23 protein-coding genes are annotated in these 25,642 nt (G+C 62.3%); 12 read left to right on the forward strand and 11 right to left on the reverse strand.

What is annotated here, in order from left to right; all coding sequences use genetic code 11:
* On the forward strand, positions 1–282 hold a 282-nt coding region (locus ACTOZL_RS03770; protein ID WP_482476751.1), incomplete at its 5' end, for an ECF transporter S component.
* Between the two features lie 58 nt (positions 283–340).
* Here the strand turns inward: ACTOZL_RS03770 and ACTOZL_RS03775 are convergent.
* The 3 genes from ACTOZL_RS03775 to ACTOZL_RS03785 all read right to left on the reverse strand — a co-directional run bounded on the left by ACTOZL_RS03775 (position 341) and on the right by ACTOZL_RS03785 (position 5,210).
* On the reverse strand, positions 341–1,144 hold the full coding sequence (locus tag ACTOZL_RS03775) for a hypothetical protein (RefSeq protein WP_482476752.1): 804 nt from the start codon (positions 1,142–1,144) through the stop codon (positions 341–343).
* 86 nt (positions 1,145–1,230) lie between these two features.
* Positions 1,231–1,827 (reverse strand): transglutaminase-like domain-containing protein, encoded by a 597-nt coding sequence (locus ACTOZL_RS03780; protein ID WP_482476753.1) that lies wholly within the window; start codon positions 1,825–1,827, stop codon positions 1,231–1,233.
* A gap of 29 nt (positions 1,828–1,856) precedes the next feature.
* Positions 1,857–5,210: an S-layer homology domain-containing protein gene (locus ACTOZL_RS03785; protein WP_482476754.1), complete on the reverse strand. Its 3,354-nt coding sequence runs from the start codon at positions 5,208–5,210 to the stop codon at positions 1,857–1,859.
* A gap of 190 nt (positions 5,211–5,400) precedes the next feature.
* Here ACTOZL_RS03785 and scfA point away from each other — a divergent pair, with 190 nt between their 5' ends.
* The 6 genes from scfA (at position 5,401) to ACTOZL_RS03815 (ending at position 14,515) form a co-directional block, all read left to right on the forward strand.
* The gene (gene scfA / locus ACTOZL_RS03790) at positions 5,401–5,547 is read left to right on the forward strand and encodes a six-cysteine ranthipeptide SCIFF (protein ID WP_482476755.1); all 147 of its coding nucleotides are present in this window, start codon (positions 5,401–5,403) and stop codon (positions 5,545–5,547) included.
* Between the two features lie 79 nt (positions 5,548–5,626).
* Positions 5,627–7,003, forward strand: coding sequence for a thioether cross-link-forming SCIFF peptide maturase (scfB, locus tag ACTOZL_RS03795; protein WP_482476756.1), 1,377 nt, complete (start codon positions 5,627–5,629; stop codon positions 7,001–7,003).
* 134 nt (positions 7,004–7,137) lie between these two features.
* Positions 7,138–7,338, forward strand: coding sequence for a hypothetical protein (locus ACTOZL_RS03800; RefSeq protein ID WP_482476757.1), 201 nt, complete (start codon positions 7,138–7,140; stop codon positions 7,336–7,338).
* Positions 7,339–7,393: 55 nt separating this feature from the next.
* The gene (locus ACTOZL_RS03805; RefSeq protein WP_482476758.1) at positions 7,394–8,017 is read left to right on the forward strand and encodes a SanA/YdcF family protein; all 624 of its coding nucleotides are present in this window, start codon (positions 7,394–7,396) and stop codon (positions 8,015–8,017) included.
* Positions 8,018–8,179: 162 nt separating this feature from the next.
* Entirely contained in the window at positions 8,180–10,702 is a 2,523-nt protein-coding gene (locus tag ACTOZL_RS03810) for a heavy metal translocating P-type ATPase (protein ID WP_482476759.1), read from the forward strand.
* Between the two features lie 6 nt (positions 10,703–10,708).
* Positions 10,709–14,515, forward strand: coding sequence for a response regulator (locus tag ACTOZL_RS03815; RefSeq protein WP_482476760.1), 3,807 nt, complete (start codon positions 10,709–10,711; stop codon positions 14,513–14,515).
* Between the two features lie 102 nt (positions 14,516–14,617).
* On the opposite strand, the gene ACTOZL_RS03820 is transcribed toward ACTOZL_RS03815, so the two are convergent.
* From ACTOZL_RS03820 to ACTOZL_RS03840, 5 genes are all read right to left on the reverse strand, one after another.
* Positions 14,618–14,860 (reverse strand): RNA-binding S4 domain-containing protein, encoded by a 243-nt coding sequence (locus tag ACTOZL_RS03820; protein WP_482476761.1) that lies wholly within the window; start codon positions 14,858–14,860, stop codon positions 14,618–14,620.
* Between the two features lie 12 nt (positions 14,861–14,872).
* Positions 14,873–15,550 (reverse strand): signal peptidase I, encoded by a 678-nt coding sequence (gene lepB / locus ACTOZL_RS03825; RefSeq protein WP_482476762.1) that lies wholly within the window; start codon positions 15,548–15,550, stop codon positions 14,873–14,875.
* A gap of 181 nt (positions 15,551–15,731) precedes the next feature.
* Positions 15,732–17,624, reverse strand: a complete 1,893-nt coding sequence (locus tag ACTOZL_RS03830) for an ATP-binding protein (protein ID WP_482476763.1) — start codon at positions 17,622–17,624, stop codon at positions 15,732–15,734.
* Positions 17,621–18,718: a metallophosphoesterase family protein gene (locus ACTOZL_RS03835; protein ID WP_482476764.1), complete on the reverse strand. Its 1,098-nt coding sequence runs from the start codon at positions 18,716–18,718 to the stop codon at positions 17,621–17,623. Before ACTOZL_RS03835 ends, ACTOZL_RS03830 begins: the two co-directional genes overlap by 4 nt.
* 37 nt (positions 18,719–18,755) lie before the next feature.
* Positions 18,756–19,541 (reverse strand): TIGR00282 family metallophosphoesterase, encoded by a 786-nt coding sequence (locus tag ACTOZL_RS03840; protein ID WP_482476765.1) that lies wholly within the window; start codon positions 19,539–19,541, stop codon positions 18,756–18,758.
* A 194-nt stretch (positions 19,542–19,735) separates the two neighbouring features.
* On the opposite strand from ACTOZL_RS03840, the gene ACTOZL_RS03845 reads away from it, so the two are divergent.
* Positions 19,736–20,464, forward strand: a complete 729-nt coding sequence (locus ACTOZL_RS03845; protein WP_482476766.1) for a rubrerythrin — start codon at positions 19,736–19,738, stop codon at positions 20,462–20,464.
* Here ACTOZL_RS03845 and ACTOZL_RS03850 read toward each other — a convergent pair.
* Positions 20,461–20,871 carry a CBS domain-containing protein gene (locus ACTOZL_RS03850; protein WP_482476767.1) on the reverse strand — a complete coding sequence of 137 codons (411 nt, stop codon included), beginning with the start codon at positions 20,869–20,871 and terminating at the stop codon, positions 20,461–20,463. The genes ACTOZL_RS03845 and ACTOZL_RS03850 overlap by 4 nt on opposite strands.
* An 83-nt stretch (positions 20,872–20,954) precedes the next feature.
* The gene (locus ACTOZL_RS03855; protein WP_482476768.1) at positions 20,955–21,812 is read right to left on the reverse strand and encodes a hypothetical protein; all 858 of its coding nucleotides are present in this window, start codon (positions 21,810–21,812) and stop codon (positions 20,955–20,957) included.
* Positions 21,813–22,024: 212 nt separating this feature from the next.
* On the opposite strand from ACTOZL_RS03855, the gene ACTOZL_RS03860 reads away from it, so the two are divergent.
* The gene (locus tag ACTOZL_RS03860) at positions 22,025–22,534 is read left to right on the forward strand and encodes a ferritin (protein WP_482476769.1); all 510 of its coding nucleotides are present in this window, start codon (positions 22,025–22,027) and stop codon (positions 22,532–22,534) included.
* 115 nt (positions 22,535–22,649) lie between these two features.
* Here ACTOZL_RS03860 and ACTOZL_RS03865 read toward each other — a convergent pair whose 3' ends face one another.
* Positions 22,650–23,042: a hypothetical protein gene (locus ACTOZL_RS03865; protein ID WP_482476770.1), complete on the reverse strand. Its 393-nt coding sequence runs from the start codon at positions 23,040–23,042 to the stop codon at positions 22,650–22,652.
* 218 nt (positions 23,043–23,260) lie between these two features.
* Between ACTOZL_RS03865 and deoC the strand changes: the two genes are divergently transcribed.
* The 3 genes from deoC to ACTOZL_RS03880 are packed head-to-tail and all read left to right on the forward strand — an operon-like array spanning position 23,261 to position 25,642.
* A complete protein-coding gene (gene deoC, locus ACTOZL_RS03870; RefSeq protein WP_482476771.1) occupies positions 23,261–23,908 on the forward strand; it encodes a deoxyribose-phosphate aldolase in 648 nt (215 codons plus the stop codon).
* Between the two features lie 30 nt (positions 23,909–23,938).
* Positions 23,939–24,775, forward strand: a complete 837-nt coding sequence (locus ACTOZL_RS03875) for a carbon-nitrogen hydrolase family protein (protein WP_482476772.1) — start codon at positions 23,939–23,941, stop codon at positions 24,773–24,775.
* Between the two features lie 3 nt (positions 24,776–24,778).
* Positions 24,779–25,642: a fumarylacetoacetate hydrolase family protein gene (locus ACTOZL_RS03880; protein WP_482476773.1), complete on the forward strand. Its 864-nt coding sequence runs from the start codon at positions 24,779–24,781 to the stop codon at positions 25,640–25,642.

Here is a 25,642-nt window from a genome sequence, read left to right on the forward strand (position 1 = left end):
CCCTTCACCCTGGTGGTGGTGGGCCTCATGGGCTTTCTGATGGGCTGGATCACCGAGAAGAAAAAGAGCTTCCCCCTGTACATCCTGGCTATGGTGGTGGCTTGTGTGGTGAAGATTGTAGGCTATTACATTGCCGAGGGCTTTATCGTGGGGAACTGGATTGCCCCAGTGGCGTCGATTCCCGGGAATCTGGTGCAGATTGGGGTAGCCGCGGTGATTACCCTGGTTATCATTGAGCCGCTGCGCATCGCTACGGAGCATACCATTTTGAAAAAGGTTTAGGGCAGCAAAAAGCGGTATCCAGCAAGGGACTGGATACCGCTTTGTCTGCGCCATGCCCTTACGCCACTGCGGAGAAGGGGACGCGGGCTTGGTTTTGTTGTTGTTGGGGTTGTTGCTGGGCTTGCTGTTGGGCTTCGGGGTTGGCCTTGGTTACGGTGCGGGTGGTGCCGCCGGAGACATAGACGTCCCCGCACTCCGGGCAGATGCTGGTGTGGTAGGTCACGCTTTGGCTGACCACCCGCCGGTCCTCCTGCCGGGCCTTGGCCTGCTCCCGGGTTACGTGCTCCATCTCATGGCCTCGGACAGCGGAGGCGGCTTGGGAGGGGTCCACGTTGGTGGGGGTCTTGAAGGACACCCCGGGGTCGTCAGAGCCGTCCTGGTATTTGCGCTCCTTACAGGTCTGGCACTCGCCCTCTTCGGCGACCTCCTGGGCAGTCTTGGCCTCATCTCCCGCCTTTCGGCCGGGGATGGCTGCGTCCTCCCCAGGCTGTTGGCCGGGAAGGGTGGGGGTTTGCCCTGCTTTGGGCGCCTGCTGCGCGGCTGCGCCCAGAAGAGAAGCCTGGCCGGCGTTGGCGGCCTGTTGGGCGTCCTCCGGGGTCTGGATGCGCATACGCACCGCCATTTCCGCAGGGTCAGCCCCTTGGCGCTGGGCCAGGGTGATGGCGTCTGTGGCGTTGGCGTTCACGGCCTTCACCGGCGTTACAGGCTGGACAGGCACCTCCGGCTGGGCGGCCTTGTGGGCCGTCATGACCGAGGACATTTGCCGGGCGTTTTGGGCTGCGGCTGTGCGTTCCATCCCCTGGGGCTGGTTGAAATAGGGATGATACGTGACGTTACTGATGCTATTGATGCCGCTGATCATATCTGTCACCTCCAAGAAGAAAGGATTCCTATCTATTGTCTATTATAGCAGATTTTCACCCCTTGGCAAGGGGGATTTTTATAATTTCAGGGAATGTCTGGGGGCTCGATGAGCTCGTCGGGGAAACCATAGTAGAGCTCCTTGGGGTGCCGGGAGGCTTCCAGTTTGCGCATGGTCACCGGCTGGGGGTGGGAATAGATGCCCGGATAGAGGAATTCCGCAAACTGGGGCCGGGGGGGATAGGCCAGGATGGGGTCGCCCAGGGAGAACTGGGCGTCGATGCCCGGCTTGTTCCCCCGGGCGTCCAGGGTTACCCAGTGGCTGCCCAGATACACGGCGTTGAAGGCGTGGGTGCAATAGCCCATGGATTCGTCCTGGGCGGCGTAGGTGATGCGCTGGAAGGAAAAGCCTGTGGGAATGCCCTGGATGCGCAGCAGTGCCGCCAGGAGGTTGGCCTTGGCGTGGCAAATCCCCGTGCGGTGGTGGAGGACCTCCGAGGCCCGGACGGTGACCACATTGGCCCGGCAGTCAAAGGAGTGGAGCATCTCGTCCCGGACAAAGTGGTAGGCGGTGCGGGCCTTTTCCACGTCGGTCATGCCCGGGGCGAAGAGCTCCCTTGCGGCGGCCTGGATGTTCTCCGCTTGGAGGTCTACATAGTATGAGGCTTGCAAAAATCGCTCCATGGGGAACCCCTCCAGGTTGAGAAGATTGGTCAGCGGGCCAGGTATTGGGCGTACTGCATGAAGATGGTGGCGGCTTGGGCGCGGGTGGTGTCGCCGCCGGGGTTGAGGGTGCCGTCGTTGTAGCCGTTGAGAATGCCCTGGGACACCGCCCAGCGCACGGCGTTCTGGGCATAACCGCTGATGGCGGCGGCGTCCTGGAAGGACAGGGTCTGGTTAGAATTTACGCTGGGGCTGCCGGCGTAGCGGTAGAGCATGGTGACCAGCTGCTCCCGGGAAATGCGGCCGGTGGGGTCGGAACCGTCGCTGATGCCGTTGGCTACAGCCCAGGCCATGCCCTTTTCACTCCAAGTAGACCCGCCAGAGGTGTCCACCCCGTCGAAACGGGCCAGGACGGTCATGAGCATATCCCGCCCCATGGGGCCGTCGGGGGTGAAGGCCGTGGTGGAGGTGCCGGAGAAAAGGTCACGGGCGGAGGTAAAGGCAATGGCATCCCTGGCCCAGTGCTGGTTGGTGTCGGCAAAGGTCTTGCCGTTGTCCAGCACCTTGATGCAGGCTCCGTCGGGGACGTCCAGGACCAGGCTGCCGTTTTGAATCACGGAGGTTTTGACCACCGTTTCGCTGCCGTCGGCCTTCATCAGCACGGCCACGGTGCCGGGGCTGGTAGTGCGGGTGGGGATGGCTACCGACACCGGATAGCTGCGGCCGGTGTGGAGGGTGAGGGAAGAGGCGTTTTGGCTGTTGTACGCCACCTGGACGGCGGGGATGGGCAGGGAGACGGCCTGGCTGCCGCCGGTGAGCTGGGCGGGAAGACGGACTTCCCCGGTGGACTTGCCAGAAGCGTCTGTGGAAATATTGGCGGAGAGGCCGTTGGACTGGTTGATGGCGGTATCACTGGAACCGTCGGTGAAGGTGATGGTCTGGGTGGTGGAGCCGTTGGCGGCTTTCTCCGTGGTGACCACGGTGCCGTCCTTGCGGCTCTCCTCCACCCGCTGGGAACCGTCGGGGCGCTTGGTGGTGACGGTGACGGTGCCTGTGGCCTTGTCGGTGGTGGTGGTGACGGTGCTGCCGTCGGGTTTGGTGACAGGCCTGCTGGTAGAGCTGTTGCCACTGTTGCTGCTGCCCGGTTTGTCAGGATTGGGATTGTTGCCGGGATCGCCGGGGTTGGTGGGTTTATCGGGGTTTGTGGGCTTGTCGGGGTTGGTGGGCTTATCAGGGTCTGTAGGGGGTTCAGGGTCTGTGGGGGCGAAGGCCGGGACTGTGACAGTGGCGGCTTTGCCAGCCTCGTGGGTGTCGGTTGCTTTCAGGCGGACATAGTAAGTTCCGGCAGCCAGGCTGGTGGTCACTGTATCGGTGCAGGGAGTGGAAGTGGTAAAGTTTGCGTCGGTGGAATACTCCATGTCGGCGGTGGTGCCTTTGATCGTGCCGTCGTGAACGTCTGGGCCGGTGGGGGCTGTGGTGGAGAAGCCCTCGGGGGCTGCGGGGCCGTTGGCTTTGGCGATGGACCAGGGGATGTCTTTTTCATCTGTGGAACCGTCTATCCACTGGTAGCCATCTTGTAGGGTAGCTTTGGCTGTATAGTTGCCAACATTTGTTCCTGTGTTACCGGTGAGGGTGTAGCCTTCGCCGGTGGAAACGCCGGTTTGTTCGGCGCCCGTCCATTTGAGGCTGAGAGCGGTGGGGATGGTGGCGGTTTTGAGGTTAGGGTCGAGGTCGGCTTTGGTTACAACAAGAGAAATTGTATCGCTGAGGCTTTTCCCGGTTGTGGTGTATTTTCCGGGAATGGAAATTCTGATGCTATATGTGCCATTGGCGGTAGAATCAGGGGTGATGTGAAGGTTATTGGTGTCAATCAACATAGATAGCTCACCAGAAGAATAACTATAGGTGTAGTATGGGTTTTCCTCGCTGGTAATGGGGACGGGGTTGAGTGTAGTGTTGTTGACATCGACGGTTAAAGGGATATCATCCAGATAGAAAAAGGGTTTTGTACCCTCTGGAATGACTTCCAATGGAAGGGTGATTTTTTCCCCAGCGGTGGTTGTTGGATTGGGGTTCGCGTCCTTATTGAAACGGAAGCTCTTTACAAGGGTTACATCACTATCGCCATCGCCGCTTTTGGTGGAGGCTGTCCAAGCGCCGGTTTCGCTACGGACAAGCTTCATGGTGGGTTGATTTTTGTGGGGGAGCAGACGGAAGGACTGCTCGTTGGAATTTGATGCTTGGATATAGGTGAAGTTTTCCTCGGCCTCTTCAGTGGAAGCATTGCTGAAAATTGCGCCGATACCAACGGCTGTTTCGCCTGATACTGTGTCAGTGATATTCAGCAATTTGTTTTTAGCCAGCACCAGAGAGCCGCCGCCGGTAAATTTGGTGATGGAGGAGATATCTGAATCAATGATGTTTAAGAGCGCCCCGCTATTCACAGTCAGCGATTTCGCAAGGCTGGCATCTTTTAGTTTTAGATTGCCGCTTTCTACAATCAGATCATTTAGATCATAGAGTTCAGCGGCCACTTCGTAGCCCTTGCCTGCGTCCTTGTAGGTCACGTTGGTGGCGGTGGAGCCTTTGCCGTATACAGTAACGCCTTTGCTCAGGGTGACGTTGACGGTTCCGTTTACACGGTAAATGTCAGGTTTGGCTTGGATAAACTTACCGTTGTTATCCTTCTGCTGTGCGCCGCAGGCATAGATTTCGCCAACATTGGAGTTCGTATTGCCATCAATTTGAATGGTAGCGGTTCCGGCAAACTCGTTGGCGGGTCCGTCTTCGTTGCTTGTGTTGACATTCATGCTGCCTAAGCACAGATTGCCTGCGTAGATATTGGCAAGGTTTGTTTTTCCTTGGAGATTGGTGCTACCTTTAATGATGATGGTTCCGTCAGTACCGGGATTGAGAAGGTCGGGGCTAAAATCTTCTGTCCCGGAACTCCTGCCTGCATATCCACCGCAAAACAGGTTGATCTCATGGGCGCTTTCATTGCTGGTTACATTCTCTAGTGTCAAGATGTGGCCGTTGGCAAGGATGGCATTTCGGACAGGATTGGGGAAATCAATATCAATGTCACGAAAAGTTACGTCATTATTGAGGGCAATGCCTCCTGTCCGTAGGCTCAACTTACCACCTTGGATAGTTAATTTTTTGCTGATAATCAAGGGGATATCAGAGTTTGCATTGCTTCCATTTAGTGACACTGTAACAGAACCACTTATTTGAATGGTATCTCCATCGTTTGCAGTAGTCAACGCTGTGTTGAACTCTGTATCGCTGGTGACAGTGTGGGTCGTCCCGGTCTCCGCCGCCCCGGCGGTGACGCCGGTGGATAGGGTGGTGGCGGCTAGGCAAAAGGCCAGGAGTACAGCCGTCAATCTGTGTGTTCGCTTCATAAAATTGTCCTCCATTTAGAACGTGGTTTTGTGGGGCTATGATACCAGATTTTTCGCGGGAAAACAAGGGCCCGGGAGATAACAAAGTAAAACGATATGTTTTTGCCCCGCCCAGCTGCCCATTGACATTGCCGGAAAAATATTTTATAATGACTTGTACATTTTATGACCCTGAAAGGAGCTGCGCCTCATGAAGAGAATCCAGACCTTGGAGACCCGCGACCTGGCCAAGAGCCTGCGCACCGGCGGCTGCGGCGAATGCCAGACGTCCTGCCAGTCCGCTTGCAAGACCTCCTGCGGCCTTGCCAACCAGCAGTGCGAGAACGAAAACCGCTGATGAAAGCTGCCGCTACTCTGTCCAGAGGGCGGCACTTTTCATGTTATGGCCAGACAACGAAAGAGAGACACAAAGGTTTATGATTCATCAATATCAATTAAATGGTTATAATATCATCCTGGACGTCTACAGCGGCAGCGTCCACCTGGTGGACGAGGTGGCGTATGATATGATCGCCGGGTATGAGACAACCCCGCCGGAAACCCTCATCCAGACCGTTCTTGAAAAATACGGCCAGCGGGAGGACGTGGACGAAGGGGAGCTGCGGGCCTGCCTGGAAGACATTGCCGCCCTGAAAGACGCGGGCAAGCTGTTCTCCCAGGATTTGTGGAAGGACACGGAACAGTTGGCCTTTGAACGCAGCAAGCCCGTGTTAAAAGCCATGTGCCTCCACGTGGCCCACAGCTGCAACCTAAACTGCCACTACTGCTTCGCCAGCCAGGGCAACTACCACGGGGAACGGGCCCTGATGCCCTTTGACGTGGGCAAGCAGGCCCTGGACTTCCTCATCGCCAACTCCGGGTCCCGGGTGAACTTGGAGGTGGACTTCTTCGGCGGGGAACCGCTGATGAATTGGCAGGTGGTGAAGGATTTGGTGGCCTATGCCCGGAGCCAGGAGCCCATCCACCACAAAAACTTCCGCTTTACCCTCACCACCAACGGCCTGCTGCTGGACGATGAAGTGACCGCGTTCTGCAACCAAGAAATGCACAACGTGGTGCTGAGCCTGGACGGGCGGAAAGAAGTCCACGACCGCCTGCGGAAAAACCTGGCAGGCCAGGGGAGCTATGATATCATCGTCCCCAAGTTCCAGCGCTTTGTGGAACAGCGCCAGGGCAGCTATTACATCCGGGGCACCTTCACCCACGACAACCTGGACTTCTGCGAGGATATCCTCCACATGGCCGACCTCGGCTTTTCCGAGCTGAGCATGGAGCCCGTGGTAAGCGCCCCAGACGAGCCCTGGGCCCTCACCGAGGCGGACAAGCCCCTCCTCTTTGCCCAGTACGAGCGCTTGGCAAAGGAAATGCTCCAACGGGAAAAAGAAGGCCGGCCCCTCACCTTCTACCACTATATGCTGGACCTGGAAGGGGGGCCCTGCCTCCACAAACGCATGTCCGGCTGCGGCTCAGGGACGGAATACTTGGCCGTCACCCCCTGGGGGGAGCTGTTCCCCTGCCACCAGTTTGTCAACGACCCGGACTACTCCATGGGTGACGTCTGGAAGGGCATTATTAAGCCGGAGCTGGGGGAGAAATTCCACCGCTGCAACGTGGTGGCAAACCCAGACTGCCGGGACTGCTGGGCCCGGCTCTACTGCGCCGGAGGCTGCGCCGCCAACGCCTACCACGCCAGTGGGGATATCAATGGTACCTACCACTACGGCTGTGAGCTGTTTAAGAAGCGGGTGGAGTGCGCGATTATGATGAAAGCGGCGCAGGCAGAAAAAGATTAAAGTTTTCGTCAACCTTTTTCAAAAGGTTGCGGAGTGCAGAGGCGGCGCCTCTGCCGGGTGCGGGCAGCGCCCGCAATCGCCAATGTCCCGCAGGGACGAGGCCCCCCATTTAGAACCAACAAAGGAGACCAACCATGGAACAAAAGAAAATCACCTACAGCGGCAGCAACACCGAGGACGTTACCGTCCAGCTAGAGGCCGGCAACGCCAAGCTGGCAGAAAAAGGCTGGCGGGAATACCGGGTGGATATGCTTAGCTCCTCCACCGTGCGGGTGACCTACGTGCGGGGAGAGCTGGAAGAGGACGAAGAATTGGTGCTGGACGAGGAGCTGTAACAGAGAAAGGACAGGGCCTATGTCACAAGGAATCAAAGGTATTGGAGGGAAGATTTTGCTGCTGCTCCTGGTCCTGGCCATTTTGGCCGGGCTGACGCTGGGGCTGAGCGCCTATGTGGTTTCCAGCACCCAAGCCAGCTTCCTGGACCCAGACGGACCTGCCCCAGAGGGGTTGGATTGCGTGCTGGTCCTGGGCTGCGGGGTGCGCCCCGACGGGAGCCCCTCGGATATGCTGGCCGACCGGCTGGAACAGGGCATCGCCCTGTACCAGGCCGGGTGGGCGGACAAGCTGCTGCTCTCCGGAGACAACGGCCAGGAGAATTACAACGAGGTAGGGGTCATGGAGGCCTACGCCCTGGAACGGGGGGTGCCGGGGGAGGATATCGTTTTGGACCACGCGGGCTTTTGCACCTACGACAGCGTCTACCGGGCCCGGGACATTTTCGGGGCCAAACGCCTGGTGATTATCACCCAGGCCTACCACCTCAGCCGCGCCCTGTACATAGCCCAGGCCCTGGGCCTGGACGCCTGGGGGGTGGGGGCAGACCTGCGGCCCTACCGGGGCCAGGCTGTGCGGGAGCTCCGGGAAGTGCTGGCCCGGGACAAGGATTTCTTCTGGGCGCTGGCCCAGCCGGACCCAAAATTTCTGGGGGAAAAGCTCCCCCTGCATCCGCAATGAGCGCCCCCCTGGGAACCGGCTTCCCAGGGGGCGGCTTTTCAGGCTTGACAAAGCCATTGCAGCGGGGCTATACTATAGATAGTTGAATGGATATTCAACTATTGAAAAAATATGGCCCAACACATACTAGGGCAAAGCTCTTGCCCTGGAAGGAGGTTTGCAATGGAGAAATTTTCTGTCAGCGGGATGAGCTGCGCCGCCTGCTCTGCCCGGATCGAAAAGGTGGTGGGGCAGCTGCCCGGGGTGGAGGAGGTGGCGGTGAGCCTGCTCACAAACTCCATGACCGTGGACTTCGCCGCCCCCGCCAGTGCCCAAAGCATCTGCCAGGCGGTGGAGAAAGCGGGGTATGGGGCAGCCCCCGCCACCACCGCCCAGGCCCCGGCCGCCCCGGCGGAAGGGGAGGAGACGGGGGAGTGGAAAAAAGTCCGCACCCGGCTCATCGCCAGCGTGTGCCTGCTGCTGCCGCTGATGTACGTGTCTATGGGCCACCCCATGGCGGGGTGGCCGGTGCCAGAGGCGTTGATGGACCCGGCGGTGTCGGGGCTGTATCAGCTGCTGCTGTCCGGGCTGGTGCTGGTGGTGAACCAGAAGTTTTTCATAGCCGGCTTCGGCGGCCTGCTCCACCGGGCCCCCAATATGGATACCCTGGTGGCCATGGGGGCGGGGGCCGCCTTTGGCTACAGCACCGGGCAGCTCTTCTCCCTGCTCAGCGGGGGGACAGGGGAGCTGTCAGGGCACAGCGGCTACTACTTCGAGAGCGCCGCCACGATCCTTACCCTCATCACCGTGGGGAAGATGTTGGAGGCGTATAGCAAGGGCAAGACCACCAACGCCATCCGCGGCCTGATGGACTTGGCCCCCCAGGAGGCCACCCTGCTGCGGGAGGGACAGCCGGTGACGGTGCCCATTGAGGCCATCCAGCCGGGGGACCTGGTGCTGGTGCGGCCGGGGGAGAGCATCCCTGTGGACGGGGAGGTGGTCTCGGGACAGAGTGCCGTCAATGAGGCGGCCCTCACCGGGGAAAGCCTGCCGGTGGACAAGAGCCCCGGGGACCACGTCACCGCCGCCACCCTGAACCAGAGCGGGGCCCTTACCCTGCGCACCCTCCGGGTGGGGGCGGACACCACCCTCAGCCGGATCATCCGCCTGGTGGAGGACGCCTCCGCCACCAAGGCCCCCATTGCCCGGCTGGCAGACCGGGTCTCCGGGGTGTTTGTCCCGGTGGTGCTGGTATTGGCCCTGATCACAGCCCTGGTGTGGCTGGCCCTGGGGGAGGGCTTGGGCTTCGCCATGGCCCGGGCCATCAGCGTTTTGGTGATCTCCTGCCCCTGCTCCCTGGGGCTGGCCACCCCGGTGGCCATTATGGTGGGCAGCGGCGTGGGGGCCAAGGCGGGCATCCTGTTCAAAACCGCCACCGCCTTGGAGAGCGCCGGGAAGGTGGACACGGTGGTGCTGGATAAAACCGGTACCGTCACCAAGGGGGAGCCGGAGGTCACAGACCTGAGTTGTGCCCCAGGTGTGACGGAGGAACGCCTGCTGTCCCTGGCCGCCGCTGTGGAGGCCCAGAGCGAACACCCCCTGGCGAAAGCCATCACCGCCCATACAGCCCAGCGGGGCCTGGCCCTCCCCACCGCCCAGGATGTGGAAGCCCTGCCGGGCAGCGGCATCCGGGGCCAGGTGGAAGGAGGGGAAGTCCTGGGAGGCAAGACGGGCTGGTTCCAGGACCAGGGCCTGCTGGACCCAGATTGGGTGGCCCAGGGGGAGGCCCTAGCCGCCCAGGGGAAAACGCCCCTGTATTTTGCCCACCAGGGGAAGCTGCTGGGGCTCATCGCCGTGGCGGACGCCATCCGGCCGGAGAGCGCCGCCGCCATTGCCCAGCTCCGGGGGCTGGGGGTGACGCCGGTGCTCCTCACCGGCGACCAGGAGACCACCGCCCAGGCCATCGCCGCCCAGGCAGGGGTGGCGGAGGTCATCGCCCAGGTGCTGCCCCAGGAGAAGGAGGCCCACATCCGCCGCCTAGCCCAGACAGGGCAGGTGGCCATGGTGGGGGATGGCATCAACGACGCCCCCGCCCTCACCCGGGCCCAGGTGGGCATCGCCATCGGCGCCGGGGCGGACGTGGCCCTGGACGCCGCCGATGTGGTGCTGATGAAGTCCTCCCTGGCGGACGTGCCCGCCGCCATCCGCCTGTCCCGGCAGGTGGTGAAGAACATCAAGGAAAACCTGTTCTGGGCCTTTTTCTACAACGTCATCGGCATCCCCATTGCGGCGGGGGCCCTGGTGGCCTGGGGCATCACCTTAAACCCCATGCTGGCGGCGGGGGCTATGTCCCTGTCCAGCCTGTGCGTGGTGGGGAATGCCCTGCGGCTCAACGGCTTCTCTCCCTATGCCAGAGGGCAGGTTCCTCCCGTCCAGGGAGAGGCAGAACACAAACCAACAGGACAACCGGTTCAGCCGGAAGCGAAAGGAGACCATCTCATGAATAAGACTTTGACCATTGAAGGCATGATGTGCAACAACTGCCAGCGGCATGTGGAGAAAGCCCTCAACGCCATCCCCGGCGTCAGCGCCCAGGTGGATTGGCAGGCGGGGAAGGCCACCCTCAGCTGCCCGGAGGGCCTGGCGGACCAGGTGCTCACCGACGCGGTGCAGGAGGAGGGCTACACCGTCACCGCTGTGGAATAAAAAACAGTGGGGGAGAAAAAGCCCCGCCAGGGGGAGCGGCAAATCTGGGGCTTTGTGCGCACGGTGGCGATTTTGATGGCCTGCTTTGCCGCCACGATATTGATCCTACAGCTAGAGCTGGACAAGCGCAACGAGCGGGAAGCCCTGGCGGCCCTGCCCGGGGTGGCCAGCCAGAGCGGGGCGGGGATTGCCAGCCACCTCAGCGGCCTGGTGAGCCATTTGCAGACCGCCGCCCAGGTCCTGCCCGTCCAGGACGGGCAGGACAGCACCACCGCGACGGTGCTGGAAACCTTGACCCGCTCGGTGGACTTCGTCCAGACGGGGCTGCGCCTGCCTGACGGCTCGGCGCTGCTGGACGATGGCCGCCGCCACGATACCTTGGCCTGGACAGAGCGCTCGGCGGGGGAACTCCCCGGCGGGCGCTTCCTCCTGGGGCGGGCGGAGCAGATCGACCTGGGGTCGGGCCCCTTGTGGGTGGTGCGGCTGTTTGTGGAGGTCCCCAACAGTGGCGGCTGCCTGCTCTTTGGCTCTGTGGCCCTGGACAGCCTTTCGGCCAAGGCCCTGCCCTACGCCCAGGATGGAACCCAGAGCTTATTGCTCTTTGAAGCCGCCAGCGGCGCCCTGCTCCTGGACCACCTCCACGACCCCCCAGCGGTGGGGGAGGTGTTTTATGACGCCGTCTGCATGGACCAGGACCAGGCCGGCTTGCTGCGGCAGACAGGGGAGCAGGAGGGGGTCCAGGCCATCAGCCGTCCCGACGGGAAGCGGCTGTACCTGTGCATCCAGCGCACCCAAATCCCCGGGTGGAGCCTGTGCGTGGCCGTCCGGGAGGAGGCGGTGGGCAGTGCGGTGAGCATCCCCTCCACCTTCGCTTACGGGCTGCTGCTGGTGCTCTACGGGGTGGCGGCGGTGGCGCTGCTGCTGTATCAGTCCATGCGGGAGCGCTCTGTCCGGGGGGAGCTGGACCGGGAGGTGGCCCGGCGCAACTCCGTGATGAACGCCGCCCTGCCGGCCTCTGACGTGCAGGTGTTTGAACTGCTGACCACAGGGCTGCTGCGGCTGTTTACCCCCCAGTCGGGACAGCGGGAGCAGCTCAAGGCCACCGTGGGCACCCACAAGGAACTGCTGGCCTACATCAACTGCTCTGGGCAGTGGGAGCCAGCCTTTGCCGCCGCCCTGGAACGGGCCGCCTGGGGGCAGGACAGCGAGGTGGAGCTCCAAACCCAGGGGGACGAGGGGGCATGGCTGCGGGTGCGCATGGAACCTCTGCTCAACAATGAGGAAATCCGGGCCATTGGCACCATCCGGGATATCACCGGGGAGGTGCTGGAACGCCAGCGGCAGGAGACCATGAACAAGCTCCTGGACCGGATGATGGAGGGCACTGTGGCGGGCATCGAGGTGTCCTTGGAGACGGACCAGTGGAAAATGCTCTGGGGCTGGGAGAACTACCGGCATATCCTGGCGGTGGTGGCAGAGGACCAGCCCTACAGCAGCTTCCTCCTAGAGGGATTGCTGCCTACGGTCCACCCCAGGGACCGGGAGGGATACCGCCTGCTCATGGACCGGCGGGCCCTTCTCAGCGCCAGCATCAACGGGAAGAACCGCCTCGCCCACGACTACCGGGTGCGCACGGAACAGGGCCACGGCTATGAGTGGCACTCCACAGAAATCTATTTCTTCCGGGATTCCATGAGCCGCCAGGTGAAGTGCAGCTTCTTCATCCGCCCGGTGAACCAGGCCAAGCAGCGGGAGTTGGAGGAGAAGCGCCGTTTGGAGGAAAAGGAGCAGGCCCTCTTCCTACAGGCCAAACAGCTGGTGGAGTCTGAGGACGAGCTGGACTTCGTCCACGTGATTGCCGACTATTACCAGGCCATTTACGCGGTGAACCTGGATGAGGACCGGGTCCGGGGGATCAAGCTGCCGGAGTATTTCGCCGCGCTCTTGGAGCGCTCGGACAACCGCCTCAGCAGCACCTTTTCCGCCTACTGCCAGGAGCTGTTGGACCCGGAGTATGTGGCCGCGTTCCAGGCCGCCACCGACTTTGACGCCATCCGGGACGCCCTGGACCTGGGGCGGCAGGTGGAGCTGACCTATCGGAAACAGGACGGCACCTGGGTGGGGATGCAGGTCTTCCCCATGCCCGAGTATGGGCCCCAGACCCCGGAGACCTTGTGGGTCTTTGAGGACGAGACGGAGACGGTGAACCTGCGCAAGCAGGAGGAGCGGGCCTCCCTGGCTGCCCGGGCCGCAGAGGCGGCCAACGAGGCCAAGTCCCAGTTTTTGGCCAACATGAGCCACGACATCCGCACCCCCCTCAACGCCATTTTGGGCATGAGCGAACTGGGGCTGCGGGAGGCGGACCCGGAGGGGAAGGACAACTGCTTCCAAGACATCCGGGGCAGCGGGCGGATTTTGTTGGAGAACATCAACAGCATTCTGGACCTGTCCAAGATCGAGGCGGGGAAGGTGGAGCTGCACCCAGTGCGCTATGGCATCCTCTCCACCCTCCACGACTGCATCACCACCCTGCGGATGCGGGCCCAGGAGAAGGGCTTAGCGTTTTCCGCCCAGGTGGAGGAGACCATCCCCGCCACCCTCTTTGGCGACGACGTGAACATCTGCCACATCATCATGAACCTGGGCAGCAACGCGGTGAAGTATACCCAGGCGGGGGCTGTTACCCTGTCGGTGGGCTGGCTGCCAGGGGAGGGGGAGCGTGGCAAGCTGGTGATCCACATGAAGGACACTGGGGTGGGCATCCGCCAGAAGGATATCCCCTCCATCTTCCGCAGCTATTTCCGCCTGGAACAGGGGGGCAACCGCCGCATTGAGGGCACGGGCCTGGGGTTGTCCATCTGCAAGCAGTTGGTAGAGCTTATGGACGGAGAGCTGGGGGTGGAGAGCCAGGTGGGGATCGGCAGCGATTTCTGGGTGCGTATCCCCCAGACGGTGATAGACCCCGCCCCCTGCGGCCCCTATCAGGGGCAGGTGAGCAGGGAGGAGAGCCTCTTTGTCAACCGCTTCACCGCCCCGGAGGGGGTGGTGCTGGTGGTGGACGACCACGAGCTGAACTTGCGGGTGATCCAGGGCCTGCTGGGCCCCTACCAGTTGGAGGTCCACACCGCCCGCTCCGGCCAGGAGGCCTTGGAGCAGGTGACCCAGGTGTGGCCGGACTTGATCTTTATGGACCACATGATGCCGGACATGGACGGGGTGGAGGCCACCCGGCGCATCCGGGAGATGGGGAAGAAGGACCCCTACTTTGCCGTGGTGCCCATCCTGGCCTTGACGGCCAACGCCATGAAGGGCGTCAAGGAATACTTCCTGGCCAACGGCTTCAACGACTTCCTCTCCAAGCCTGTGGAGCTGCCTGCCCTGGATGCCATTCTTCAGGCCTGGCTGCCCCAGGACAAGCAGGAGCCGGTGGAGGCCACTGGCCAGAGGACTCCGGAGCCCCCGCCCCCGGAGCTCACCGGCCTTCCGGGGGTGGACGCCCAGCGGGGGATGGGCTACTGCGGCACGGCGGCGCTGTACCGCAAGACCCTCCTGCTGTTCCGGGACCAGCTCCCAGGCCGGGGGGAGCGACTGCGCACCACCCTGGAAGCCGGGGACTGGGCGGGCTATACCGTGGAGGTCCACGCCCTCAAAAGTGCCGCCCGCTGGGTGGGGGCCATGGACCTGGGGGCCCAGGCGGAAGCCCTGGAGCTGGCCGCCAAAGCCGGGGAGACGGCGCGGCTTCAAAGGGAGACCCCGGCGCTGCTGGAGGCCTGCGGGGCCTTGGAAAAGGCCCTGGGGGACGTGGGGGGCTGAGGGTTCCTGCCACAAGCAGCAGATAGAAAAAGGCCAAGCCTATGGAAAAATAGGCTTGGCCTTTTTGGCGCTTTTGCGTACCCTCATACTGGGGCTGGTCTTTTAGGATAGCTCCCTGTACATCAGGGCGGCATTCTCCTTGCCCTTGAGCTCTGTGGTGGAGAGGACCTCCACCTGGACCGTCCGGGCGCCGAAGCGGATTTCTAGGGTGTCCCCCTCCTTCACGTCGTAGGAGGCTTTCACAACCCGTCCGTTGGCGGAGATGCGCTCGTTGTCGCAGGCCTCGTTGGCCACGGTGCGCCGCTTGATGAGACGGGAGACTTTGAGCCATTTGTCCAGTCGCATGGTGACACCTCCTTATACCAGCATCCGGAAGTCCTGGAAGGGGAGCAGGACGCAGATGGCCCGGCCTAAGATATAGCGGGTGTCCACGGTGCCCAGGTCCGCGTTGCGGCTGTCGGCGGAGGCGTTGCGGTTGTCGCCCATGACGAACACCGAGCCCTGGGGGACCTCCCAATAGGTGCCCCGCTCCTTGTCGCTGCTGGGCATGAGCATGGCCTCGTTGATATAGGGCTCGTCCAGGGGGACGCCGTCCACGTAGACGGTGCTGGTGCTGTAGTCAATCTCCACCGTCTGGCCGCCCACGGCGATGACCCGCTTGACGATGGGGCTGTCAATCTCGGCAAAGGACTTGCGCAGCACCACGATGTCTCCCTGCTCCGGCTCATAGTTGATACATTGGAGGAAGAGCAGGTCTCTGTGGTGGAGGGTGGGGACCATGGATTCGCCATCCACGTTGATGACGCGGGCGAAGAATGCAAACACCACCACCAGGAACACCAGGGCCATGGTGAGGGCTTGGAGCCAGGTGAATAAATCGGTGGCCAGGTCCGTTTTTTTCTTTTTCTCATCCGTTGGAGGGGTGGGAGCTGCGGCGTTGCCGTCGGGCTGGTTGGCCCCCTCTGGCAGATTGGAGCCGTCGGGAAGCTGGGGGTCCTCAGGCAGGGGCGCCGCAGTGTTTTGGGTTTCAGACATAGCGAGACTCCTTCAAATCATATTTGCTCTCATTATACGCCAGTTTCCCGGCAATAGCAATCCCAAGTTGAATGGGTTGTCTGTCTCCCGTTGTCCCCGCTGTCTGGGCAACCGCTCGCTGGCAAGGAAACGCCCCACCGCTAAGAAAATCACCCTCTGCGGGAGTGTTTTGTCTGTTGGGTCAAAAGCCGGGGAGCTTGAGGGTGGTGAGGTCCCGGGCGTTTTCCAGGAGGGCAAACTCCCGGTGCTGGCAGGTGAAGAGGATCACTTGCCGCTGTTTGGACAGCTCCGTGAGCAGCTCCATGGTGATGGCCAGGTGATGGTCGTCGAAGGTCAGCAGGGCGTCGTCCAGGACCAGGGGGGTGGGCTGCCCTGGGGGGAGGAGCAGTTGGGCCACCGCCAGGCGCAGGGATAAGTAGAGCTGGTCCGCGGTGCCCCGGCTGAGATAGGCCAGGGGGCGGTCGCTGAAGCTGCCGGTCTCCCGGACGGTGACGTTCAGGCTGCGGTCCAGGTTGATCTGGTCGTATTTCCCCTGGGTGAGCTTGGAGAAATACAGGGCGGCCTGCTGGCTGAGCTGGGGGGAGAAACGGGCGTGGAGCTGTTCGTCGGCCTGGCTCAACACCTCCCGGGCCAGGGAGATGGCCTCGAAGTCTGTCTCTAGGCGGCTGCGCTCCTCTTGCAGGTTGTCCAGGCGGGCTTCCAGGAGCACAGGGTCCCCCAGGGCGGAGAGACGGCCCTCCAACTGGGAGATTGCCCGCTCTTCCGTGTGGAGGGCCTCCCGGCAGGATTCCGCCTCCGGGGAGCGGGTGGGGGCCTCCTGGCTTTGGGTGGATTCCACGGCCTCAAAGTATTTCCGGGCCTGCTCCCGCTGGGCCAGGGCGTCTTGAAGCTCCTGGTGCTGTTGGGCGTGGTTGCGCTCCTCTTCCAGGAGGTCTTGGAGCTCGTCCAGCTCCTGGCGGTCCCGGCGGTCCTTGCGCAGCTTGAACAGGCCGGTGAGAAGCACCAGCAGCCACAGGGCCCCCACGGCGGCGGCCAGGGGGATCAGGGGGGGCTGGGGCCAGGTTAGGGGATAGTCCGGCAGCAGGGGTTCCAGGTACATGGGATTTACCACAACGTACCAGGCCGCTGCCGCCAGGGTAATCAAGAGGGATAAGAGGACGAAAACCAGGTGATGGCGGCGGCGCAGGCGCAGGGCGTATTGCAGGTCCTCCACGTCCTCCTCCATCTCCCGCTGCCCCTCCACGTCCGCCTCCGCCTGGTATTGGGACTGAAGGGTGCGGACCCGGTGCTCCGCGGCGTCCAGCTCAGTGCTGGCCTGGTCATAGCGCTGGCGGCTGCTGGCTTTGCGCTGGTCCAGCTCCTCTTTCCACAACGCATCCCAGCGGGCTTGCTCCTGGCGCAGGGCATCGGCCCGGGATTGGGCCTGGTCCAGGTCCTGGCGCAGGCCGTTGGTCTGGCGGAGGGTCTCGTTGATCTCCTGCTCCTCCTGTTCCAGCTGGGGGAGCAGGCCGGCGTTGTGGAAGCGGCGGCGGTGCTGCCAGCTTTTCAGGGCTTCGTCCGCCTCGGACCAGGAGCCCTCCTCCTCCCCGGTGGACACCAGGGCGGAAATCCGCCGTTCCAGCTCCTGGCTCTGGGTGACGGCCAGGCTGCTCTGGCGGAGAAAAACCGAGCGGTCAAAGACCTCCCGCCCTACACCGGTGAGGGTTTCCCCCAGGTTTTCCCCGGTGAGGCCGGGGACGGGGCGGCCGCTGTCCACATACACCGCGGAGAAATCCCCCATAGGGACCCCGCCCTGGGAGGTGCGGCGGACCTCAATGACGGAACCGCTATATTCACAGAGCATGGAGCCCTCCATAGGGGCCCCGTTCCAGGGGCGGTAGCGGTTCTTGTCGGCGGGGGCCCCCCGCTTGTCCCGCTGGCGGGTATCCAGGCCGTAGAGCATGGCCCGGAGGAAGGCACACCAGGTGGACTTGCCGCTGCCGTTGGCGGCACCGATGAGGGTCATGCCAGAGCCGAAGGTGAGGGTCTCCCCTTGGAGACAGCCGAAGGTGGCGGTGAGTTTCAATAGCTTCATCGGGGTTCCTCCCTTCCCTCTAGGGCCGCCAGGCCAAAGCGCACCGCCCGCTCCAACAGGGGCCGCTGGGCGGGGGAGGCCTGGGTGAGGCGTTGGTACATGCTTTGCAGGAAGAGGCCGGTGAGGGTATCCTCCTCCATCCGGGCCCAGAGGGCGGCGGCGAGGATGGTGTTGTCATAGAGCTGGGCACTGTAGAAGTGGGAGGAGGCCAGGGCGGTGAGGGCCGTCAAGTCCGGCTCGTTGCCCTCCTCCCGCTCCCCGGTGAGGATGAGGCGGACGATGTCCTTGGAGTCCGCCTGGGCGAAATAGGCTTCCAGCACCTGGCGGGGGTCCTTGCCGGTGATGTCCAGCTTGGGGGCCAGGTAGCGGCGGTGGGCCAGGGGGACGAAGTCCAGGCTCACCCGGCCATCCTCAATCTGACCCAGGTAGACCCCCTTGTCCCCGGTCTCGTCAAAACCACGGCCCTCGGGGCAGCCGGGCCAGGCGTAAAAGCTGTTCCCCACCCGCTTGAGTCCCGACGCGCTGTGGATGTGGCCTAAGGCCAGGTAATCCAGCCCGGAACCGGCGATGTCCTCATAGGAGACGGGGCCGTAACGGCTGTTGGGGGAGCTGGGGTCCCCGTGGAAGCAGCCCACCTTGACGAGGTCCTCCTTCTGGGCCTGGAAGTTTTCCAGGGGGCTGCCCAGGCGGTGGGAGCTGGTAAAGGCGCTGCCGTAGACCACTACGTCCAGGGCCGGCAGGGCCACCCGCTCCGGGTCCTCCTGGGAGAAGATATGTACGTTGTCCGGCCACTGGGCGGTGCGGTAGGGGGAGCGGTCGGTGTAGGGGTCGTGGTTGCCGGGGGCCAGGAATACCACGGAGTCCAGGCTGTCAAAGACATCGTAGAGAATCTCCAGGGTTTCGGGCCGTACCCGCTGGCTGTCGAAGAGGTCCCCAGGCAGGAGGAGCAAGTCGACCTCGGCGTCTTGGGCCAGGTCTGCCATGCGGTAGAGCAGTTGGCGCTGCTCCTGCCGCCGCTGGGCCGCCTGTTCGGGGGAGAGGGCGCGGAAGGGGGAATCTAGGTGAAAGTCCGCGCCGTGAAGAAAGGTCAGCACGTAAGCATCCTCCTTTGATTGGTTGATCGGTGTGGGGTCATTCCCGGATGTCGCAGCGCTGTACATCCACACAGACCCGGCGCTGGGTGTCAATGGTGAAAAGGGCTGCGTTGAGCTTGGCGGCACCGGGGGCGGCCTCGTAGCGGGTGGGCAGCCCACCTAAAAAACGGTTGATGGAGTGCTCCGGGCGGATGCCCAGAACGGAACGGTCCGGGCCGGTCATCCCCAGGTCGGTGAGAAAGCCGGTGCCCTGGGGGAAAATCTGGGTGTCGGCGGTGGGGACGTGGGTATGGGTGCCCCACACCGCCTGGACACGGCCGTCCAGATACCAGCCCATGGCCCCCTTTTCGCTGGTGGCCTCGGCGTGGAAGTCCACCAGGAGCACGTCACACTCCTGCCCCGGACCCGACAAAATCCGGTCGGCGGCCCGGAAGGGGGAGGAGAGGTTGGAGTCCAGCTGGAAGCGGCCCATGAGGTTCAGCACCCCTATGCGCAGGCCCTCCGGCCCGTCATAGGCTCCAAAACCCCGGCCAGGAAGGCCAGGGGCGTAGTTGGCAGGGCGGAGGATGGCGGGGGAGCTGTCCAGATAGTCACAGATCTTCCGCTTGCTCCAAGTGTGGTTGCCCAGGGTAATGACGTCGGCACCGGCGTCCAACATCTCCTCGGCGTGGTGGGGCAGCAGGCCCAGGCCCGCGGCATTCTCGCCGTTGACCACGGTGAAGTGGACCCCGTGCTCTTTTTTCAGATGGCGCAGGTGGCGGCGCAGGCAGTCCAGCCCGGTGTCGGAGACTACATCCCCTACCGCTAGGACACGAAGCAGCATGGTGGCATCCCTCCCTTTCGTTGGGCTCCGCCGGGGGCGGCGGGCCATGTATTAGACCACTATTATATGCCATTTTGGGGGAAATCGAAAGGATAAAAACGAAATTTTGCAAAAATTATCGAATTTCCCCCAGTGATTGCCAAATCCAACCATCCCGCATAGGATAGAGAAACGGAAAAAGGAGGTATTGCGCCATGGATGAACGGCTGAACGCCAGTATGCCGGAGGACCAGAAGGAGGTCTTTGAACGGGTATGGAAGCGGGTGATGACAGGCAGCCGGGAGAGCTGCCCCATCGCCTGGGGGGAAGAGATGGAGCCCAAGGAGGCCCAGCCCCCGGCCACAGAACCCGCGCCGGGACCAGGGGACACAGAGGGGGAGCTCCCCCCGGAGAACGGCCCAGAGGAGGGGACACCCCCCAGCCAGACCCCGGAACCGCCCCAGGAGGTGCTGCCGGTGCCCCCCTGCACGGACCATCCCAACAACGATTTCCCCGGCTGGGAATCCCTGTGTGTGCTGGGGCCCAGCTGTATGGACTGGGTGCCCCTGATCCAAGAGCTGATCCGCCGCTGTATCGGGGATTGGAAGGAGTACCAGCGGCTGTCCCGGCGGGTGGGGGGTGGCCCAGGCCGGGTGTTCGCCACCCTGGGGAAGGAAAAGCTCCGCCAGGCCAAACGGCTCTCGGCGGCAGAGTTCCTCATCTCCGGCGTGCGCTACTGGCCGGAGGGGGAGGGCTTCCCCCCGGCAACTTCGTACTTAGGCACCCTGCGCCGCCGCTTTATGCGGGAGCAGGCGTGCATGGCCGCCTGCCTGGCCGGGGCAGACGGCTGCGGGGACCCCAGCTTGTCCCAGCTGTTTCTGGAATTGGCCAAGGAGGATTGGGACTACGCCGGGCGCATCCGGAGCCTGCTGGAACAGGTTTAAGGCTGGCGGATGTTTTCGGAGATGTCCAGAAGGGCCCGGGAGACCTCCATCTCATAGCGGCCGCATTTGGCCAAATCCCCCAGGGAGACCATCCCCACCACATGGCCCTGCTCCACCACCGGCAGGCGGCGGATCTGCTTGCTTGACATGAGCTGGGCCGCCTGGCGCACGTCGTCCTCCGGGGCGATGGCGCAGGGATAGCGGGTCATGATCTCCCCCACTTTCAGCCCGGAAGGGTCCTCCTCGGTGGCCACGCAGCGCAGGACGATATCCCGGTCGCTGACGATGCCTTGGAGGACCCCCTTGGAAGAGCAGACCGGGAGGGCCCCCAGGTTGTGCCGGGCCAGGAGCCGGGCGGCCAGGGCGGCGCTCTCCCCAGGCTCAATGCTGACCACATTCTGGTTCATAATGTCGCGTACTTGCAAAAAACCACCTCGTTTCCTTTTCCATAGTTTGGACAGGAAACGGGGTGGTTATGCGTGAAGGGGCATCATGGGGCGAGGGGCTTCAGGCTGCGGAGGCTGTTTTGGGCGCCGCAGGCGGTGATGTAGGGGAGAAGCTCCTGATAGGCGGCTTCGGCGCTGCCGGCTTGGGAGGGGTAATAGGCCCACTGGGAGAGGATGCTGTGGGCGTAATTACAGTGAATGCTGCCGTTATAGATTTGCACCACAGGGTCGGTGATCCAGTTGCCGGTCTGGGGGGCGCAGTCGGCCCGGTAGGTGAAATAGCGCTGGCCGTCCTTGACGTAGATCAGGTGGATGGACAGGTCTGCCGGGGTGAGGGACAGGCGCTCCGGCTGGCCGGACATCTCGTTGTAATCATTGGTGGCGGTGACTGTTTGAAAATAGAAGTCCGCCAGATGGGCGGCGAGAAGGTCCGCTTCCTGGCTGCGGTATTGCTCCGGGACCAGGAGGTTCAGGGTGCGGGGGTCTTGGACTAACTGGTCCAGAAGGGGGGCGCCGTCGGCGGTCTCAATGGGATTCTGGGCAAAATAGTTGGGGCTGACCCGGATGCAGTGGCCGTTGGGGGCGATCTCCACAGGGAGGTCGTGGGCATTCATGGTGTAGAGGGGGGTGCCTTGGTCGTCGATGGACTGGTAATTGTAGGCGTCCATAACAAATGTGGCGGTGTGGGCTTCCAGCTGCGCCAGCAGCTGCTGGCTGCGCTGGGCGATGGCCAGGTAGGCGGCGGTGCTCTCGTCCTCGCCGCTGTTGTGCAGGGTGGTGGCGTAGATGCCTTGGCTGTCCGTCCACTTGGCTTGCTGGCTGGGGGCGGGGGTGCAGGCGGCCAGGGCCAGGGAGACAAGGAAGATACCCAATACGGCGGCATCTTGGAGGGTCTTTTTCATGGCGGATGGCTCCTTTTCTCTGGATTGGGGCGGCTGCCCCTTGTTGTGTTTAGTATAGCAGGACAGAGTTTAAGATGATACAGAGGGGAGATGAAGATTTCATGAAGGGGGAAAAATTTACCGGGGCGGGGAAAGTTTCTCTTTTCAATCCGGGGCAAAAGTGCTATGATGTGTTTGCAAAAATTTTCTCACAGAAAGGATGGAACCCCACCATGAATGAAACCGTTGCAAGACTCATCAATGAGCAGATCACCCATGAATTCTACTCCGCCTACCTGTATCTGGACTTTGCCAACTACTATGCCTCCGTCGGCTTGGATGGCTTTGAGAATTGGTACCGCATCCAGGCCCAGGAGGAGCAGTCCCACGCGATGCTGTTCTATCAGTACCTCCACAACAATGGCGAAAAGGTGACCCTGGGGGCCATCAAGCAGCCGGACAAGGTGCTCAAGGACCACATGGACCCCCTGAAAGCCGGCTTGGAGCACGAAAAGCTGGTTACCAGCCTCATCAATGGCATCTATGCCGCCGCCTTTGAGGCCAAGGACTACCGGGCCATGCAGGTGCTGGACTGGTTCGTGAAGGAGCAGGGCGAGGAGGAGAAGAACGCCGCGGACATGATTACCAAGATGGAGCTCTATGGCGGCGACTCCAAGGGCCTGTATATGCTCAACAGTGAGCTGAAGGACCGGGTGTATTCTGCCCCCTCCTTGACCCTTTAAGAAGGGGCAGGCCCCGTCCCCAGGTGGAAAAAAGTGAGGCCCTTTGGGCACACGGAAAACGGCACCCCCGGCGCGTGCGCTGGGGGTGCCGTTTCCATAGAATAATTAGAAAGGGTTAGTGGTTGTTGGTGAGCTGCTGGGAGGACTTCTTGGCGGCGTTGCCCATGTCGTCCAGGGCATCCTCGGTGGCGTCGCCAATGTTTTGGGCGGCGTCCTTCATGCCGTTGGCCACGTCCCGACCAGCGTTCTTGGCGCCGTTGGCGGCATCACGGCCAGCGTTTTTGAGGCTGTCGGTGACGTCACGGCCGGTGTCGTTGCTGTGGGCGCCGTAGCCCTTGACTTGGCCCTGGTTGTCGGCGGCGTAGTGGCCGTCGCCGGTGGCCTCGTAGGTGCGGTCATAGCCGTCTACCCAGTTGCGGGCGGAGGCCCCGGCGTTTTTCGTGCCGCAGCCTGCGGCGGTGAGGGCAAGGGTGAGGATGAGAGCGGCGGTCATCAGTTTGCGAGCCATACGTTCCCTCCTTTCCTGTTTTTTCTCTTTGGTCTCTATCGCGTTTATACGTTGATACAAGTTGGCGGCGGTGCAGCCGCGGGAGTAGTATGTGCGGCTGGGCGCGTTTTAACAGAAAAGAAAAATCCAGCGTTTCCAGTGTTGCGCTGGTATCTGACGGTGGAATATGGTAAACTAAGGGCACCAAACATAAATCAGAGAGCAAAGGAGACAATGGTATGGATAAGATGGAAATCCTCCGCCACGTGGACCACACCCTGCTGAAGCCGGAGTGTACTTGGGAGCAGATCAAGGGCTTGTGCGATGAGGCCATGGAGTTTCAATGCGCTACGGTGTGCATCCCGCCGGCCTATGTGAAGGAGGCTGTGGAGTATGTCCAGGGGAACCTGAAAATATGCACGGTGATCGGCTTCCCCAATGGGTACAACACCATGGCGGCGAAAATTTTTGAGACCAAGGACGCTGTGGAAAACGGGGCCAGCGAGATCGATATGGTCATCAACATCGGCTGGGTGAAAGACCGGGCCTGGAAGAAGCTGGAAGAGGAGATCGCCGGGGTAAAGGCGGCCTGCTTGGGGCGGCCGTTGAAGGTGATTATTGAAACCTGCCTGTTGACGGATTTGGAGAAGCAGAAGCTGTGCCAAATTGTGGCCAAGGCGGAGGCGGACTATTTGAAAACCTCCACAGGCTTCTCCACGGGAGGGGCCACCCGGGAGGATGTGGCCCTGCTGCGGGAGAATTTGCCGGAATCTGTGCTGGTGAAGGCCTCCGGCGGGGTGCGGACCTTGGAGGACGCCCAGGCCTATTTGGAGCTGGGGGCGGAACGGCTGGGGGCCAGCGCCCTGGTGGGCGAGGCGAGGACTTGAGACAAGGGCAATGAGAAAGGAGCGGGGCAGATGAAGTGTATACTGGCGCTGTGCCAAATGCAGGTGACAGAGGACAAGGGTGAGAATTTGCGGCGGGCGGATGCCCTGCTGGAACAGGCGGCGGCCCAGGGGGCCAACCTGGCGCTGCTGCCGGAGATGTTCAACTGCCCCTATGACAACAGCTGTTTTCCAGCCTACGGCGAGGAGGCCGGAGGGGAGACCTGGCAGTTTTTGTCCAACGCGGCGAAGAAGTACCGGCTGACCCTGGTGGGGGGCTCGGTGCCGGAGCTGGAAGGGGGACGCATCTACAACACCAGCTACATCTTCTCCCCCCAGGGGGTGGAGCTGGGGCGGCACCGGAAGCTGCACCTCTTTGACATCGATGTCCCCGGCGGGCAGCGGTTCCGGGAGTCGGATACCTTGAGCCCGGGGCAGCAGATCACCGTGGTGGACACGGAGTTCGGGCCCCTGGGGGTGGCAATCTGCTTCGATATCCGCTTTTCTGAGCTGTTCCGGGTGATGGGGCAGCGGGGGGCGAAGCTGATCCTTGTCCCGGCTGCCTTCAATATGACCACAGGGCCTGCCCACTGGGAGCTGAGCTTCCGGATGCGGGCGTTGGATAACCAGTGCTTCGTGGCGGGGTGTTCTCCCGCCAGGGATACAGACGCCGCCTATGTGGCCTATGGGCACTCCCTGTTGTGCGACCCCTGGGGGGCCGTGCGGGGCGCGCTGGATGAGAAGGCGGGGGTGCTGGTGCGGGAGGTGCCCTTGGAGGAGTTGGAGCACTACCGGAGGCAGATCCCGATTTTGATGGGGAGAAGGACGGACTTGTATGGGACCCGCGAGGTGTACGAAGGAGGGGCTTGAAGGATGAGATTGTATACGGTGGAAGAACTGGGGAAGGAATGGGTTTGCTTGGAGGCCTCGGAGGGGCGGCTGGTGAAGCTGCCCTATGGGGACATGAATGCACTACTTATGGATGCGCCGGAGCGGCGGGATCAGGTCTTGAAGGCTGCGGCGGAGAAACCCGGGGAGCTGGCGTTGGAGGCAGTGCGGGTGCTGGCACCTATCCCACGGCCCAGGCAGGATGTGATCTGCCTGGGGATGAACTACCAGGCCCACAAAAGCGAGGCAGAGGCCTTTGACCCCGAGGCCTTTACCCGGCAGAAAGGGCAGGCGGTGTATTTTTCCAAGCGGGCCACGTACTGCCCGGGGCCTGTGGGGGTGATCCCCGGCCACTTTGACTTGGTGGACAGCCTGGACTATGAGACGGAGCTGGCGGTGGTCTTAGGGCGGGACGCCAAGAATGTCCCCTTGGAAGGGGCCTTTGACTATGTGTTTGGATACACCATCGTCAACGATGTGTCTGCCCGGAACTTGCAGACAGGGCACAAGCAGTGGTACTTTGGCAAGGGGTTGGATGGCTTCACGCCTATGGGGCCGTGTATCGTTACCAAGGACGCCTTTGCCCAGCCGCCGGCGCTGCCGCTTCGTACCTGGGTGAATGGGGAATTGCGGCAGGAGGCGGTGACAGACCAGTTGATTTTCTCCATCCCCCACATCATCCATGAGCTCTCCCAGGCAATGACCTTGCAGGCGGGGACGGTGATCGCCACCGGGACCCCGGCAGGGGTGGGGATGGGCTTGGAGCCCCCCCAATTCCTAAAGAAGGGCGATGTGGTGCGGTGCCAGATTGAGGGCATCGGGGAACTGGAACACCGGGTGGAGGACTGA

This window comes from Evtepia sp., assembly GCF_056797215.1.

Coding starts and splice junctions, on each gene's coding strand:
- ACTOZL_RS03880 (WP_482476773.1), top strand. CDS start 24,779: ATGAGATTGTATACGGTGGAAGAACTGGGGAAGGAATGGGTTTGCTTG.
- deoC (WP_482476771.1), top strand. CDS start 23,261: ATGGATAAGATGGAAATCCTCCGCCACGTGGACCACACCCTGCTGAAG.
- ACTOZL_RS03800 (WP_482476757.1), top strand. CDS start 7,138: ATGGAACAAAAGAAAATCACCTACAGCGGCAGCAACACCGAGGACGTT.
- ACTOZL_RS03840 (WP_482476765.1), bottom strand. CDS start 19,541: ATGCTGCTTCGTGTCCTAGCGGTAGGGGATGTAGTCTCCGACACCGGG.
- scfA (WP_482476755.1), top strand. CDS start 5,401: ATGAAGAGAATCCAGACCTTGGAGACCCGCGACCTGGCCAAGAGCCTG.
- scfB (WP_482476756.1), top strand. CDS start 5,627: ATGATTCATCAATATCAATTAAATGGTTATAATATCATCCTGGACGTC.
- ACTOZL_RS03845 (WP_482476766.1), top strand. CDS start 19,736: ATGGATGAACGGCTGAACGCCAGTATGCCGGAGGACCAGAAGGAGGTC.
- ACTOZL_RS03820 (WP_482476761.1), bottom strand. CDS start 14,860: ATGCGACTGGACAAATGGCTCAAAGTCTCCCGTCTCATCAAGCGGCGC.
- ACTOZL_RS03875 (WP_482476772.1), top strand. CDS start 23,939: ATGAAGTGTATACTGGCGCTGTGCCAAATGCAGGTGACAGAGGACAAG.
- ACTOZL_RS03830 (WP_482476763.1), bottom strand. CDS start 17,624: ATGAAGCTATTGAAACTCACCGCCACCTTCGGCTGTCTCCAAGGGGAG.
- ACTOZL_RS03775 (WP_482476752.1), bottom strand. CDS start 1,144: ATGATCAGCGGCATCAATAGCATCAGTAACGTCACGTATCATCCCTAT.
- ACTOZL_RS03810 (WP_482476759.1), top strand. CDS start 8,180: ATGGAGAAATTTTCTGTCAGCGGGATGAGCTGCGCCGCCTGCTCTGCC.
- ACTOZL_RS03860 (WP_482476769.1), top strand. CDS start 22,025: ATGAATGAAACCGTTGCAAGACTCATCAATGAGCAGATCACCCATGAA.
- ACTOZL_RS03780 (WP_482476753.1), bottom strand. CDS start 1,827: ATGGAGCGATTTTTGCAAGCCTCATACTATGTAGACCTCCAAGCGGAG.
- ACTOZL_RS03865 (WP_482476770.1), bottom strand. CDS start 23,042: ATGGCTCGCAAACTGATGACCGCCGCTCTCATCCTCACCCTTGCCCTC.
- ACTOZL_RS03785 (WP_482476754.1), bottom strand. CDS start 5,210: ATGAAGCGAACACACAGATTGACGGCTGTACTCCTGGCCTTTTGCCTA.
- ACTOZL_RS03850 (WP_482476767.1), bottom strand. CDS start 20,871: ATGAACCAGAATGTGGTCAGCATTGAGCCTGGGGAGAGCGCCGCCCTG.
- lepB (WP_482476762.1), bottom strand. CDS start 15,550: ATGTCTGAAACCCAAAACACTGCGGCGCCCCTGCCTGAGGACCCCCAG.
- ACTOZL_RS03855 (WP_482476768.1), bottom strand. CDS start 21,812: ATGAAAAAGACCCTCCAAGATGCCGCCGTATTGGGTATCTTCCTTGTC.